Origin of the sequence: Paenibacillus dendritiformis (assembly GCF_945605565.1) — a bacterium.
GTDB lineage: Bacteria > Bacillota > Bacilli > Paenibacillales > Paenibacillaceae > Paenibacillus_B > Paenibacillus_B dendritiformis_A.
On sequence record NZ_OX216966.1, the window covers coordinates 4,509,742 to 4,524,041 of the forward strand.

The window sequence follows — 14,300 nt, forward strand, 5'->3', positions numbered from 1 at the left end:
CTGTTCGCAATTGTGCCGATTGATGACATGTCCGGACATCGGACGTTCCGGCATGTGTGTGCCAATGATCGTACCTTAAACGATGTCCCGGAACATATGGAGTCGATCACGAATGATTTGCATTTCAATACATATGGAAAGGGGTCACTGCCCGCTTGCGGGACTGGTCTCCGTCACGCTTCCTTCCGGACATAGGTCTGGAAGCGGTGCGGATACCGGTTCTTCTCGTCGACCGGTCCCTCAGCTTCCTCCGCCAGTTCCCAGGCCGCCTCGTCATACGGCGGAAAATATTCATCGCCCTCGAATTCGGCGTCTATCCGCGTAACCAGCAGCTTGTCCGCCAAAGGAAGGAACTCGCGGTAAATTTGGGCGCCGCCCATCACCATAATTTCCTCATCCGCCGCCAGCGGCAGCACGGACTCGATATGATGCATGACTTCCGCATCGGGCGCGATCCACTCCGGGTTGCGGGTCAGCACAATATTGCGCCGGTTCGGCAGCGCCTTTCCCAGCGATTCATAGGTTTTGCGTCCCATGACGACCGTCTTCCCCTGCGTCATTGCCTTGAAATAAGCCATATCGCTCGGCAGCCGCCATGGCATCCCATTATCCTTGCCAATGAGACGGCGCTTGTCCATCGCCCAGATCATCGTAATCGGCATTGAGGTGCGCCTCCCTTCTGTCTTTTATTCGGTTAATAAAGAATCCCGGGATTATCTTCTATAGTACCCGGCGTCAAATTCGCCATCTTGAGTGGCTGTTCAAATCCTACACCGCAACCGGCGCCTTAATCGTCGGATGATGCTGATAGTCCACGAATTCGAAATCGTCGAACCGGTAATCAAAAATCGAATCCGGCTTGCGCTTGATGACCAGCTTCGGAAGCGGCAGCGGCTCGCGCTCCAACTGGGTCTTCACCTGTTCCATATGGTTCGAGTAAATATGAACGTCGCCGCCGCTCCAGATAAATTCTCCGACCTCCAGGCCGCATTGCTGGGCCACCATATGCGTAAGCAGCGAATAGCTGGCGATATTGAACGGCAGTCCGAGGAACGTATCCACCGAACGCATGTTGAGCAGACAGCTCAGCTTGCCGCCGGCGACATAAAATTGGAACGAATAATGGCATGGCGGCAGCTTCATCTGATCGACCTCGCCGACATTCCAAGCGGAGACAAGCAATCGGCGCGAATCCGGATTCGTCTTAATCTGCTCGATCACATTCGCAATCTGGTCGATCATGCGTCCGTCCTTGGTCTCCCAGGCGCGCCACTGCGATCCATATACCGGTCCCAGGTTGCCATTCTCATCCGCCCATTCGTCCCAGATGCGGACGCCGTTTTCCTTCAAATAACGAATATTGGTATCTCCGCTCAAAAACCAGAGCAGCTCATGCACGATTGATTTCAGGTGCAGCCGCTTCGTCGTCACAAGCGGAAACCCTTCAGCCAGATCGAAGCGCAGCTGCCGCCCGAACACGGACAATGTGCCGGTTCCCGTCCGATCCTCCTTCTTCACCCCGTGCTCCAAAATGTCCTGCAATAACGCCAGATATGACTTCATTTCAACCACTCTCTTTCTACCGTACTGATGTGTATCCTACATAGTGTACCATCCCCTCATAACGTCGGCAATCCAGATTCACGAAATCAAATCTCTGATTCGAAGAGGATCAAAATACTGAAAAAATAGAGGTAATGTAGATCATGAAAACGACGCTGAAATGATATAGGCGCTAAAATGATATAATGGAAAAAAATGATTTCGAGGAAAGAGAAAAGGTGAGGTTCATGTATATCGTAACTTCGGCAGAAATGCGCGCTCTCGATGAGTACGCCATTCATACCATCGGCATTCCCGCAGCGGTGCTTATGGAAAACGCGGGCAGGGCCGTTGCGGAGGAGGTTGCCAAGCTATCGTCAGAGCTGGGCGCGAACAAGCCGTGGCTTATCCTCGTCGGCAAAGGCAACAACGGCGGCGACGGCATTGTGGCGGCGCGGCATCTACGGGAGCTGGGCGTGGAAGCCGAACTGCTATATGCGGCGGATCCTGCGAAGCTGACATCCGACGCCGCGCCCCAGCGAGATATTGCCGCCAGGCTGGGCATCGCCGCTTCCGTCTATGGGACGGACAGCATCCGGTGGGAGCGGTATGCGGGGATAGTCGATGCGCTCCTTGGCACGGGAACGGCCGGAGCTCCGCGCGAGCCGTACGCCTCGCTAATCCGGGAAGCGAACGCGAGCGGACTGCCGATGGTCGCCATCGATATTCCGAGCGGCTTGGATGCGGATACAGGGGATGTGCATGATCCCTGCATTGACGCGGATACGACCGTGGCCCTCGCCTTTCTCAAGCGCGGGCTGACGCAATATCCGGGCGCACAACGAGCCGGACGCGTCGTTGTCCGCTTGATCGGCATCCCGGCAGAGCTGGCGGACAAGGAGGGCATACGGGCCTTTTGGGCCAATGAAGAGCTGTTCCTGCGGCGCTTCGGGCTGAAGCTTCCGCTGGCACGAGAGGCGGACACGCATAAGGGCACCTACGGCCATGTACTGGTTGCCGCAGGTACCCGCCAATATAGCGGCGCCGGACTGCTGGCGGCGGCCGCAGCGCTCCGCTCCGGGGCCGGTCTGGTGAGTTGGGCGCTGCCAGAACGGCTGCTGGACCCGATGATGGGGCGAATCCCGGAAGCAATGCTGCACGGCATCCCCGACGGCGGACGCGGCGACTGGGCGGCCGTGCCGGCCGAGGCGGTGCTGCGGCTCGCAGCCGGCAAGAAGGCGCTGGCGATCGGTCCGGGAATGGGCCGCTTCGCCGGCGACGGCGCATGGCTGCGCGAGATCTGGGCGGGCGCGCCATGCCCGCTCGTCATCGATGCGGATGCGCTCAACATGATCGCGGATGCGGGCGGCCTCGACGCCTGGCCGCAGCGTGACGGCGCCGCGATCCTGACGCCGCATCCGGGCGAGATGGCGCGCCTGACGGGCCTCACCGCGCGCGAAGTGCAGCGCGACCGCATCGGCCTGGCGCCCCGCTATGCTATGCAGCACGGCGTGACGCTCGTGCTGAAGGGCGCCCGCACCGTAACCGCCACCCCCGCCGGGGACGTGTACGTGAACACGTCCGGCAACCCGGGGATGGCTACAGGAGGTGCGGGCGACGCGCTGGCAGGCCTGATCGCCGGCCTGCTCGCGCAAGGTTGCGACGCCGGCCTCGCCGCGGCCCTGGGCGTCTATCTTCACGGCCTTGCCGGCGACCGCGCCGCCGCAAGCCGTCCCTCCCCCGGCTCGCTAATCGCCGGGGATATCATCAATTGCCTGTAGACACGACCACGTTCCCGCGTTTGAATACGGTATGAACATGGTTGATTCCGAAATGATACGGCAAGTAGGCCAGGTTATCGGCCTTGAATATGACGAGGTCCGCCTGCTTGCCGGCTTCCAGGCTCCCTACGGTATCCGATCTTCCGATGGCATGAGCCGCATTGATGGTCACGGCCGTCAACACTTCCTCGGGGGTCATGCCCAAGTTCAGACAGCCCAAGGTCATGACAAGCTGGATCGATTCCGTCGGCGAGCTGCCCGGATTATAGTCCGTGGACAGGGCTACCGCGAGCCCCCTCTCGATCATGTCGCGGGCCCGGGCATGATGCGTCAGCCGCAGATTGAAGGAAGTGGCAGGCAGACAGACGGCCACGACTCCTGCCTGCCGCATCGCCTCCAAGCCTTCGTCCGAGGCCGCAATCAGATGCTCGGCCGAAATGCAGCCCAGCTTGCCGGCCAACTGCGCCCCTCCGATCGGCTCGATTTCATCCGCATGAATTTTGAGACCGAAGCCCAATTCCTTGGCGGCAAGCAGAATTTGCTCCGATTCTTCCACGGAAAATACGCCGTGCTCACAGAACACATCGCAAAATTCGGCCAGCCCTTGCCGCTTCACCTCCGGCAGCATCTGCTCGATAACCACCTTCACAAATTCTCCGGAGCGCCCTTTATATTCTTCCGGCACGACATGGGCTCCCATGAACGTAGATACCAAATCAACCGGATGCTCCCGGTTCAACCGGTGAGCGACCCGGAGCTGCTTGAGCTCGTCCTCCAGCGTCAGCCCATAGCCGCTCTTCGCTTCTGCCGTCGTCACGCCGAAGGAGAGCATCATATCCAGGCTCGCTTTCGCTTTCGCGTACAGTTCCTCTTCCGTTGCCTGACGGGTGGCTCGAACGGTGCTCAGAATCCCGCCGCCTTGAGCTAATATTTCCAAATAGGACATGCCCCTCAGCTTCAATGCCAGCTCATGCTCGCGCGAGCCGCCGTGAACGAGGTGGGTATGCGGATCGATAAGCCCCGGCGTAACCAGCAAGCCCTGGGCATCATGCTTGCGCTCTATTGCCAATCCGCCGATGTCCGCCATCACTTCGTCTACCGGGCCCGCCGCCACGATGAGTCCGTCCCGGATCGCGACAGCGCCTCCGCGCACGGCCCCCACCTCTGACATTTCACGGCCTGTGCGCGGCCCCCGGCTCCCCTGCATCGTAATGAGCGTTCCAATGTTATGGATCAACAGATCAATTCGATTATGTTCCATCATGCTCCCCCTCTCGAAGGCAGCAAGCCCGGCCGGGCTTGCTGCGCGTCATTGTTATATGCCAAGCATCGGCACGCGTACTCCGCAATTCTTCGCCGTCTTAATCGCAAGCTCATAACCGGCGTCGGCATGACGGATAATGCCCATGCCCGGATCTGTATTCAAGACGCGGGACAGCTTCTCGTCCGCTTCTGCTGAACCATCCGCGACGACGACCATGCCCGCATGCAGGGAATACCCCATGCCTACGCCGCCGCCGTGGTGGACAGAGACCCAGCTCGCGCCGGAAGCCGTATTCACCAGCGCGTTCAATATCGCCCAGTCGGCGACCACATCGCTGCCGTCCTTCATTGACTCCGTCTCACGGTTCGGTGAAGCGACCGAGCCGCAGTCCAGATGATCCCGGCCAATGACGATCGGGGCGGAAATATCCCCATTGCGCACCATCTCGTTGATAGCCAAGCCCATCTTGGCCCGTTCCCCATAGCCCAACCAGCAAATGCGGGCAGGCAGGCCCTGGAACGCGACCTTCTCCCTGGCCATCTTGATCCAGTTGCACAGATGGGTATTTTGCGGGAACAGCTTCAATACAAGCTCATCCGTCTTATAAATATCATCCGGATTGCCGGACAGAGCCGCCCAGCGGAACGGCCCCTTCCCTTCGCAGAAGAGCGGGCGAATATAAGCCGGAACGAAGCCAGGGAATTGAAATGCTTCGGTCACCCCTTCATCGAAGGCCACTTGGCGGATATTATTGCCGTAATCGAATACAATGGCGCCCATTTTCTGAAGATCAAGCATCGCCTGGACGTGGGCAGCCATCGATTTTTTGGACAGCTTCACATATTGCGCCGGGTCGGCCGCCCGCAGTTCGGCAGCCGCTTCCGGTGAATAGCCTGCCGGCACATAGCCGTTAAGCGGATCGTGGGCCGATGTCTGATCCGTGACGAAATCGGGTCGAATCCCCCGCCGCACCATTTCCGGGAACACCTCCGCCGCATTGCCCACCAGGCCGATCGAGAGCGCTCTTCCCTCCGCCTTCGCAGCCTCCGCCAGCTTCAACGCCTCATCCAGATCGTGAACCATAATATCGCAATATTTCGTATCGATTCTGCGCTGGATCCGGGATGGATCGACCTCCACTCCGATCATGACGCCCTCGTTCATCGTGACGGCGAGCGGCTGGGCTCCTCCCATGCCGCCGAGTCCCGCCGTTAGCGTCAGCGTTCCTCTCAAGGTGCCCCCTTTATGCTGGCGGGCAGCCTCGGCGAAGGTCTCATACGTTCCTTGCAAAATGCCCTGCGTCCCGATATAAATCCAGCTCCCGGCCGTCATTTGCCCGTACATCATCAGTCCCTGCTTATCAAGCTCGTGGAACGTATCCCAATTGGCATAGGCAGGCACGATAACCGAATTGGAGAGGAGAACCCGCGGCGCATGCGTGTGCGTCCGGAACACGCCGACCGGCTTGCCTGATTGCACAAGCAGCGTTTCATCCGCTTCCAGGTTCGTCAGACATTCCACGATTTTGTCGAAGCACTCCCAGTTCCGTGCCGCCTTGCCGATACCGCCATACACGACCAGATCTTCCGGACGCTCGGCCACGTCGGGATCCAGATTGTTCATAAGCATCCGCAGGACCGCTTCCTGCTGCCAGCCTTTCGCAGTCAATTCCGTTCCATGTGCCGCTCTGATGATACGTTTGGTAGTTTGCTTCACAAATAGCCACTCCTTTGTGATAGATTCGACAAACAATATCAAAGCCCGCTTTCCATCTCTTCAAAACATACTCTAAAGAAGAGCGTCTGACTCCAGCCCAGCTTGCGCACAAAGCAGCATGACATGAATGAGTATCGCAAGATGACGCTGTTTAAATATGGTTGTACCCGAACCCGAGCACATCGTGCTCGAATCCTTTTTTGGGGGCGCCAATCGTGCCGTACACGCAGACGCTTAACCATTCCTCGGAATATCCCGATATTTCGACCGTCCCTCTCGTAATGCAAAAGGTTAATCCTACTGTCCTCAATATATCTCCGAATTGGACCGTCCCTCTCCCAATCCCCTGCAGCGCTTCGATGATGGCATGATATAAAGAATGAACTTCCCGATAAGAGTTCGGATCGATCACCTTGTTCGCTTTGGCGCTCGTTTCAATCGCCGTCACGACTTTGACCAATTCCATGGCGCCGACCTTGCCGATCGTATACCGGTATCCTCTCTTTTTCATTTCCTGCTCGATTTCCGCGCCCGCTTCTTCGTTATGCAGCATGACCAAGAGCGAGGTCAGCTTGCCCATCGTATAATTGCCGCAGTCGAACCGCTTTCCTTGATTCAGGTTACTCATTGCCAACCTCCCTTCTTGAACAACAACCCCGTATTTTGAAAAAAATGATATACTGCCAAAGCCAGACAGAGAAATTGAACGCTGAATAAACCTGAATCCATGATCCTCCTACTGAAGCTTGACTAGATCCGCTATGCTCGCGGCGGCATCGGTCTGCCTCATCCAGTCCGCCACCTTCTGAAAATCATCGGCAAGCACGCGATCCGTCTCAACAGCCGGGACAAGCTTGCGGCATTGATCATAGAGCCATTTGGTTCCGAGCCCAAGCCCCCGCGGGTCGCGGAAATCAGCCGCTTGCGCCCCGCACAGCAGCTCGATGGCGAGCACGTCGTAAGCGTTCTCAACGATCTGCTTCGCTTTGCGCGCGGCGATGGTTCCCATGCTGACATGATCCTCTTGGTTGCCCGAGGACGGAATCGAATCGACGCTTGCCGGATGTGCCAGCGCCTTATTCTCGGACACAACGGACGCGGCTGCGTACTGCGCAATCATGAAGCCGGATTGAAGCCCCCCATTATTCGTAAGAAAAGGCGGAAGCTGCTCATTCAAGTGAGGGTTGACGAGCCTTTCGATCCGCCGTTCGGAAATGTTGGCCAGCTCCGCTGCGCTGACGGACAGATGGTCCATCGCCAGAGCAATCGGCTGCCCATGGAAATTCCCGCCCGAGATCACTCGCCCCTCATCCACAAAAATAAGAGGATTATCTGTCGCCGAATTAATTTCAATTTCCAGCTTGCCAGCGATATAGGCCAGTGCATCCCGGCTTGCCCCGTGAACCTGCGGCGCGCAGCGCAAGGAATAGGCATCCTGCACCCTTCGCTCCCCCTGGCTTGTCATGAACTTGCTTCCGGAGGTTAACCGGATTACATTTTCGGCGGATTGACGCTGTCCTTGATGCGGGCGAATGACGTGGGTTAACGGCTCGAAGGCGTCCCGGACGGCGAACAGCGCTTCACAAGTCAAGGCAAGCGTGCAGTCGGCCCAGTTCGCCAGATTCATGGCATCGTGGCAGGCCAACGCGCCTACGGCCGTCATCGCCTGCGTCCCGTTGATCAGGGCTAATCCCTCCTTCGCCTCCAACGTTACAGGAATGAGACCGGCAAGCTGCATCGCCTGGCCGCCCGGCATCCGCTTGCCCTGATAATAAGCTTCGCCTTCGCCGACGAGCACGAGCGCCAAATGGGACAGCGGCGCCAAATCGCCGCTTGCGCCGAGCGAGCCTTTTTCCGGGATGACCGGCGTTACCCCTTGGTTCAGCATGCCGACCATCAATTGCACCACTTCCGGACGGATGCCGGAGTAGCCAAGCGCAAGCGCATTGACACGCAGCAGCATAATCGCTCTGGCGATCTCGATCGAGAACGGCGCACCGATTCCGCACGCGTGGCTTCGAATGAGATTCAACTGCAGCGCTTTGACATCTTCGCCGGAAATATACGTATCGCAAAACTTCCCGAAGCCGGTTGTCAAGCCGTACACCACTTTTTTCTCGCGCAGCAAAGTTTCCACATAGGCCCTGCTCTTCGCCATAATGCGAATGCTCTCTTCCCGCAGCTCCACTCTGGCATTGAAGCGGGCAACCTGAACAACCTGCCCGATCGTTAATGTCCCGCCGCCAACGAACACCACATGATGATCTTCCTTATGTTCCGTTATCTGCATTTCCGCACCTGCTTTACTATAAATAGTAGTTTCGGTAACGGCTTCTAATGACTATTCGCTAAAGGCCATTGCTTCATCCTATTCTTATACTCATTTCCCCAACTGGTTGATTGCCCAAATCTATATGTTCAAAAAGTTCGGTTTTCAGCACCGAGAAGGTTGCAAGAACTCGAAGCGAATGCTTTCGATGCGAGTTTTGCTCCGCAAAACTTGTAAGGAGCAGCGGAGTGTAGGCGATACTACATGAGCAGCTAAAATGTTTCCAAAGGAAACATGCTTCGGAAGGATACGCTTTTCAAGAGTGAATGCAAGATTCGATGCCGAATTACTTCCAGTAACTCACTTCGTGATCAAAAGCGGACTTTTTGAACTACCTTTAAAAAACAAAAAGAATGCAGTTCGATAAGGAAACCCAATCCTTCCCTCATTCAAAGCTACATTCTATTCACTAATGACTATATCGAGCTTACATTTAATTTACAACGTTGGAGAAGCTTAGTCAATAACCCACGCAGGCTTTTATCCGACAACGTCTCATAAAAAAATCCCCCGCAGCATCACGCTGCGAGGGCACAAAGCACATCAATATCGAATAGAACCGTAACAGATAGATAACAGAACGCTCCTGGAGCAGGAGTACTGCATGATTAAAACATTACTTCGCTACTGTGTGGATCGGATGTCCAAGTACGACTTCCGCTGCTTCCATCACGATTTCGCCAAGCGTTGGGTGAGCGTGGATCGTCAGCGACAGGTCTTCCAGTGTTGCCGCCATTTCCACAGCCAAGCCCATTTCCGCGATCAGGTTGGACGCTTCCGCGCCGACGATTTGGGAACCGAGCACGACGCCCGAATCCGCGTCAGCCACGATCTTCACGAAGCCATCCGCGTTGCCGCCGAGGGACAGCGCGCGTCCGTTCGCCGCATATGGGAACTTGCCGGCCTTGACGTTGTAGCCTTTTTCCTTCGCTTCCGATTCAGACAAGCCTACGCTTGCGCACTCCGGATCGGTGAAGCATACGGCAGGGATGCACTTGTAGTCAACTACGCTAGGCATGCCCGCGATAGCTTCCGCCGCAACCTTGCCTTCGTAAGAAGCTTTATGCGCCAGAGCTGGACCGGCAACGATATCGCCAATTGCGAAGATGTGCGGAATGCTTGTGCGTCCTTGGTGGTCGACTTCGACCAGGCCGCGGTCGGTCATTTTGACGCCGATCATATCGAGACCAAGCTCGCCATCGGTGTTCGGACGGCGGCCAACCGTTACGAGCAGGTATTCTGCAGTAACTTCTTTGGTTTCGCCTTTAACGGTGAATTTGACAGTAACGTCTTTATCCGTTTGCGTTGCGCTCTCCGCTTTCGCGCCCGTGAAGATTTCCACATTGGATTTCTTCATGTTTTTCGCGACAAGCTGCGTCATATCTTTATCGAAGCCTGGCAGCACCATGTCCGCGCCCTCGATAATCGTTACTTTCGTGCCGAACTTGGAGTACATTTGGCCAAGCTCCGCGCCGATGTATCCGCCGCCGATGACGATCATCGACTTCGGAATATCTTGCAGCTCGAGAGCTTCCGTCGAGGACAGAATGCGTCCGCCGAACGGGAAAGCTTTCAATTCGATTGGACGGGAACCCGTTGCGATGATGCAGTTTTTGAACTTGTAGCGCGGCGCTTCTTGGTCGTTGAATACGCGCGCTTCATTTTCGTTGATGAACATGCACTCGCCGTTGAACACTTGCACTTTGTTCGCCTTCAGCAAGCCGCTAACGCCGCCGGTCAGCTTTTTCACGACGCCGCCCTTGAATTCTTGCACTTTTTTGAAGTCGACTTTTACATTTTCAGCCGTGATGCCGATGGCGGAAGCATGCTGAGTCACTTCATATTGATGCGCAGCGCTGATCAAGGCTTTGGAAGGAATACAGCCGCGGTTCAGACATACGCCGCCGACAGTCGATTTATCTACGATAAGCACGCTTTGGCCGAGTTGGGCAGCGCGAATCGCTGCCACATAACCGCCCGGGCCTGCTCCAATAACCAGAGTATCAATGTTCAAAGATGCGTCTCCTACTACCATGTCCGGTTACACCTCCATGACAAGCAGCTCTGGATTAGCAAGCAGCTGCTTGATATAGTTCATAAAGTTTTGTGCCGTTGCGCCGTCGATGAGACGGTGGTCGAAGCTGAGAGACAAGGCCATGACTGGCGCTGCCACGATTTCGCCGTTCTTCACGACAGGTTTTTCCGTAATGCGGCCGGTACCCAAAATCGCAACTTCCGGGAAGTTGATGATTGGCGTGAAGAACATGCCGCCTGCGGAACCGATGTTCGTAATCGTGATCGTGCTGCCTTTCAATTCGTTCGGGCCAAGCTTGCCTTCGCGTCCGCGGGCAGCCAGATCCTTGATGCTGTCGGCGATCATCCAGATGCTGCGGCGATCCGCATCATTGATAACCGGAACGATCAGACCGTTGTCTGTATCGGTAGCGATACCGATGTTGTAGTACTTTTTGTACACGATCTCGTTGTTCGCTTCGTCGATCATCGCGTTCATAGCCGGGAACTGACGGCAAGCCGCAACAAGCGCTTTGACGATGAACGGAAGGTAGGTTACTTTCGTGCCTTTCTTCTCCATCATTGGCTTCAAGCGGGTACGGAATGCAACCAGTTCCGCAACGTCCACTTCGTCCATGATTGTAACATGCGGCGCTGTGTAAGCCGATTTGACCATCGCATTGGAGATGGCTTTGCGGATGCCCTTGAATGGCACGCGCTCTTCTTCGGCTTCGCGTCCGGTAGCTGCTGGAGCGGCAGGCGCTGCTTTGGCTTCGGCAGCGGCTTGAGGCGCTTCTGCCTTCGCGGCAGGCGCTCCGCCATTGGCGAATGCTTCAACATCTTCGCGCGTAACTTTGCCGTTCTTGCCGGTTGGAGGAACTTCGCCGATGTTCACGCCCAATTCGCGCGCCAGCTTGCGTACGCTTGGCGTAGCCAGCACTTCATGGTTAGGCGCTGCAGCTGTACCTTCCGCTTTTGGAGCTTCCGCTGCAGGTGCTGCTGCCGGTTCTTCCTTAGCCTCTTCGGCCGGTTCCGCTTGTTCCGGGATATCCCCTTCGGCATCGATGATAGCCACGACTTCGCCCATATGGCATACTTGGCCATCCTTCGCCAGCACTTCCAGCACCGTACCGTTTACCGGACAAGGCACTTCAACGACAGCTTTATCATTTTGAACTTCCATGATGATGTCGTCGTCGGTAACTTTGTCACCCGGTTTGATGTGCATTTTAATAATTTCGCCTTCATGCAGCCCTTCCCCCAGCTCTGGGAAGCGATATTCAAATTTAGCCACAAGAACAACCTCCTTCAAATCTGTTCGGTTCTAACTTAGAAGTCCAATACTTTTTTGGCGCCAGCTACGATGCGGGCAGGCGTTGGCAGCCAAGTGTCCTCGATTTGGGCAAACGGATATACCGTGTCCGGACCGGTTACGCGCAGCACTGGCGCTTCCAGATGAAGAATCGCCTTTTCATTGATTTGGGCAATGACTTCTGCAGCGACGCCGGAAGTTTTTTGCGCCTCTTGAACGACGATAGCGCGGTTCGTCTTCTTGATCGAAGCGACGATTGTATCGATATCCAACGGAATCAACGTGCGCAGGTCGATGACTTCCGCTTGAATGCCTTCCTTCTCCAGTTCAGCGGCTGCTTTCATCGCCGTATGAACCATCAAGCCGTAAGCGATGATTGTAACGTCCTTGCCTTCGCGGACGACCTTCGCTTCGCCGAGCGGAACAGTGTAGTCTTCTTCAGGCACCTCTTCGCGATAAGCATGGTACAGGTTCAAGTGTTCCATGAAGAATACAGGGTCGTTGTCACGGATCGCCGAGATGAGCAATCCTTTCGCATCATATGGATTCGAAGGAATAACTACTTTAATGCCCGGTGTTTGTACGAGCAAGCCTTCCAGCGAGTCTGTATGCAGTTCTGCCGCTTTTACCCCGCCGCCGAATGGCGTACGGAATACGATTGGCGCGTTGTAGCGTCCGCCGGAGCGGTAGCGCATGCGTGCTGCTTGAACACAGATTTGGTCAAGAGCTTCATAGATGAATCCGACGAACTGGATTTCCGCGATAGGGCGGAAGCCTTGGATGCCGAGACCGACAGCCATCCCGCCGATTGCGGACTCTGCCAGCGGCGTATCGAAGACACGCTCATCGCCAAACTCTTTTTGCAGACCTTCCGTTGCACGGAACACGCCGCCGACATGGCCGACGTCTTCCCCAAATACCAACACGTTCGGATCCCGCTTCAATTCCACGCGCATTGCGTCGCGAATCGCTTCTTTCATATTCATTTGTGCCATTGCATCGTATCCTCCTTACGTTATCACACAGCCTGATTCGGTCTGGTTCGCATTCTCATGCGATGCTGACTTCTATTGATAACCGGACGTCTTCCCTGACCCCGGTTCATTGTCGTTCTGCTATTTATTGAAAATCGGCTTTTTGCTCTTCCAAATATTTTGGCGTCGTTTCGAACATGCTGTCGATCAGGCCGGCAACCGTCATTTTTTCGGTTTTTTCCGCACGCTTGATTTCTTCGTTGACTTTCGCTTTCGCTTCGTCTTTCACGCGGGCTGTATCTTCTTCCGTCCACAGTCCCTTTTTCTCCAAATATTTGCCGAAGCGTACGATCGGATCTTTGATTGCCCATTCCGCTTCTTCGTCTTTCGTGCGGTATTTGGTCGTGTCGTCGGCCATGGAGTGAGGACGGAAACGGTACGTCAACGACTCGATCAGCGTTGCGCCTTCTCCCTTGCGTCCGCGTTCTGCCGCGATTTGAACCGCCTTGATGACTGCGAGCACGTCCATGCCGTCTACCTGCATGCCGTGAATGCCCGCCGCTACCGCTTTGTGAGCGATCGATTTCGCTGCCGTTTGCTTCGTGAACGGCGTTGTAATTGCATAACCGTTGTTCTGTACGAAGAAAATAACCGGCAGGCTGTACGCGCCAGCGAAGTTAAGGCCTTCATAGAAGTCGCCTTCGGACGATCCGCCGTCACCAGTGTACGTAATCGCTACGTTTGGTTGTTTTTTCAGTTTGAAGCCTTTTGCAATCCCCATCGCGTGCAGGATTTGCGCGCCGATGATGATTTGCGGCATCAATACGTTGACGCCTTCCGGAATTTGCCCGCCATGCTGATGTCCGCGGGAATAGAGGAATGCTTGGTACAATGGCAATCCATGCCATACGATTTGCGGCATGTCGCGGTATGCCGGCACAACGAAATCTTCCTTCTCAAGCGGGTATACACTGCCTACCATGGAAGCTTCTTGACCGGATACCGGCGCATAGAAGCCGAGGCGGCCTTGGCGGCCCAAGTTGATGGCACGCTCGTCCCATGTCCGCGTGAACACCATGCGGTACATGATTTCCTTCAATTGTTCGTCGGTAAGTTCCGGCATGAGATCCGGGTTCACGATTTCTCCTTCTGGAGACAAGACGGACAATGGCTGAACATCTTCCGTCTGAACTTCAAATGGATACTTGCTCATTGTTTTCACCTCAATAAAAGTTTGAAGATTTTGTATAGCTGTTATAGAATGATTATACACCTGTTTTACTCAATTGGTCAAAAGAAAACGCGAAAAAAGTGAACATTTTGTTTTAGTGTTGTTATAACAGGTCTAATTTCGGACTATAACAGGCTG

11 protein-coding genes are annotated in these 14,300 nt (G+C 55.5%); 1 reads left to right on the forward strand and 10 read right to left on the reverse strand.

What is annotated here, in order from left to right; genetic code table 11:
• Positions 1–173: 173 nt before the first annotated feature.
• Together NNL35_RS20115 and thyA are read right to left on the reverse strand one after the other, a co-directional pair.
• On the reverse strand, positions 174–662 hold the full coding sequence (locus tag NNL35_RS20115) for a dihydrofolate reductase (RefSeq protein WP_006675491.1): 489 nt from the start codon (positions 660–662) through the stop codon (positions 174–176).
• Positions 663–768: 106 nt separating this feature from the next.
• A complete protein-coding gene (gene thyA, locus NNL35_RS20120; RefSeq protein ID WP_006675490.1) occupies positions 769–1,563 on the reverse strand; it encodes a thymidylate synthase in 795 nt (264 codons plus the stop codon).
• Positions 1,564–1,790: 227 nt separating this feature from the next.
• Here thyA and NNL35_RS20125 point away from each other — a divergent pair, with 227 nt between their 5' ends.
• Complete coding sequence (locus tag NNL35_RS20125) at positions 1,791–3,323, forward strand: bifunctional ADP-dependent NAD(P)H-hydrate dehydratase/NAD(P)H-hydrate epimerase (protein ID WP_006675489.1); 1,533 nt, start codon at positions 1,791–1,793, stop codon at positions 3,321–3,323.
• Here the strand turns inward: NNL35_RS20125 and hutI are convergent.
• The 8 genes from hutI to pdhA form a co-directional block, all read right to left on the reverse strand.
• The gene (gene hutI, locus NNL35_RS20130; protein ID WP_006675488.1) at positions 3,310–4,584 is read right to left on the reverse strand and encodes an imidazolonepropionase; all 1,275 of its coding nucleotides are present in this window, start codon (positions 4,582–4,584) and stop codon (positions 3,310–3,312) included. The genes NNL35_RS20125 and hutI overlap by 14 nt on opposite strands.
• 54 nt (positions 4,585–4,638) lie before the next feature.
• Entirely contained in the window at positions 4,639–6,303 is a 1,665-nt protein-coding gene (gene hutU / locus NNL35_RS20135) for a urocanate hydratase (protein WP_006675487.1), read from the reverse strand.
• A 151-nt stretch (positions 6,304–6,454) separates the two neighbouring features.
• Complete coding sequence (gene hutP, locus NNL35_RS20140) at positions 6,455–6,931, reverse strand: histidine utilization transcription antiterminator HutP (RefSeq protein WP_006675486.1); 477 nt, start codon at positions 6,929–6,931, stop codon at positions 6,455–6,457.
• Between the two features lie 108 nt (positions 6,932–7,039).
• Positions 7,040–8,593: a histidine ammonia-lyase gene (gene hutH / locus NNL35_RS20145; protein ID WP_006675485.1), complete on the reverse strand. Its 1,554-nt coding sequence runs from the start codon at positions 8,591–8,593 to the stop codon at positions 7,040–7,042.
• A gap of 655 nt (positions 8,594–9,248) precedes the next feature.
• Positions 9,249–10,667: a dihydrolipoyl dehydrogenase gene (gene lpdA / locus NNL35_RS20150; protein WP_006675484.1), complete on the reverse strand. Its 1,419-nt coding sequence runs from the start codon at positions 10,665–10,667 to the stop codon at positions 9,249–9,251.
• Positions 10,668–10,673: 6 nt separating this feature from the next.
• Positions 10,674–11,939, reverse strand: a complete 1,266-nt coding sequence (locus NNL35_RS20155; RefSeq protein WP_006675483.1) for a dihydrolipoamide acetyltransferase family protein — start codon at positions 11,937–11,939, stop codon at positions 10,674–10,676.
• 35 nt (positions 11,940–11,974) lie between these two features.
• On the reverse strand, positions 11,975–12,952 hold the full coding sequence (locus NNL35_RS20160; RefSeq protein ID WP_006675482.1) for an alpha-ketoacid dehydrogenase subunit beta: 978 nt from the start codon (positions 12,950–12,952) through the stop codon (positions 11,975–11,977).
• Positions 12,953–13,076: 124 nt separating this feature from the next.
• Positions 13,077–14,144 carry a pyruvate dehydrogenase (acetyl-transferring) E1 component subunit alpha gene (pdhA, locus tag NNL35_RS20165; protein ID WP_006675481.1) on the reverse strand — a complete coding sequence of 356 codons (1,068 nt, stop codon included), beginning with the start codon at positions 14,142–14,144 and terminating at the stop codon, positions 13,077–13,079.
• Between the last annotated feature and the right edge of the window lie 156 nt (positions 14,145–14,300).

Excerpts from the sequence above, each read along its gene's own strand:
- NNL35_RS20115 (WP_006675491.1), bottom strand. The coding sequence starts at position 662 with ATGCCGATTACGATGATCTGGGCGATGGACAAGCGCCGTCTCATTGGC.
- thyA (WP_006675490.1), bottom strand. The coding sequence starts at position 1,563 with ATGAAGTCATATCTGGCGTTATTGCAGGACATTTTGGAGCACGGGGTG.
- NNL35_RS20125 (WP_006675489.1), top strand. The coding sequence starts at position 1,791 with ATGTATATCGTAACTTCGGCAGAAATGCGCGCTCTCGATGAGTACGCC.
- hutI (WP_006675488.1), bottom strand. The coding sequence starts at position 4,584 with ATGGAACATAATCGAATTGATCTGTTGATCCATAACATTGGAACGCTC.
- hutP (WP_006675486.1), bottom strand. The coding sequence starts at position 6,931 with ATGAGTAACCTGAATCAAGGAAAGCGGTTCGACTGCGGCAATTATACG.
- hutH (WP_006675485.1), bottom strand. The coding sequence starts at position 8,593 with ATGCAGATAACGGAACATAAGGAAGATCATCATGTGGTGTTCGTTGGC.
- lpdA (WP_006675484.1), bottom strand. The coding sequence starts at position 10,667 with ATGGTAGTAGGAGACGCATCTTTGAACATTGATACTCTGGTTATTGGA.
- NNL35_RS20160 (WP_006675482.1), bottom strand. The coding sequence starts at position 12,952 with ATGGCACAAATGAATATGAAAGAAGCGATTCGCGACGCAATGCGCGTG.
- pdhA (WP_006675481.1), bottom strand. The coding sequence starts at position 14,144 with ATGAGCAAGTATCCATTTGAAGTTCAGACGGAAGATGTTCAGCCATTG.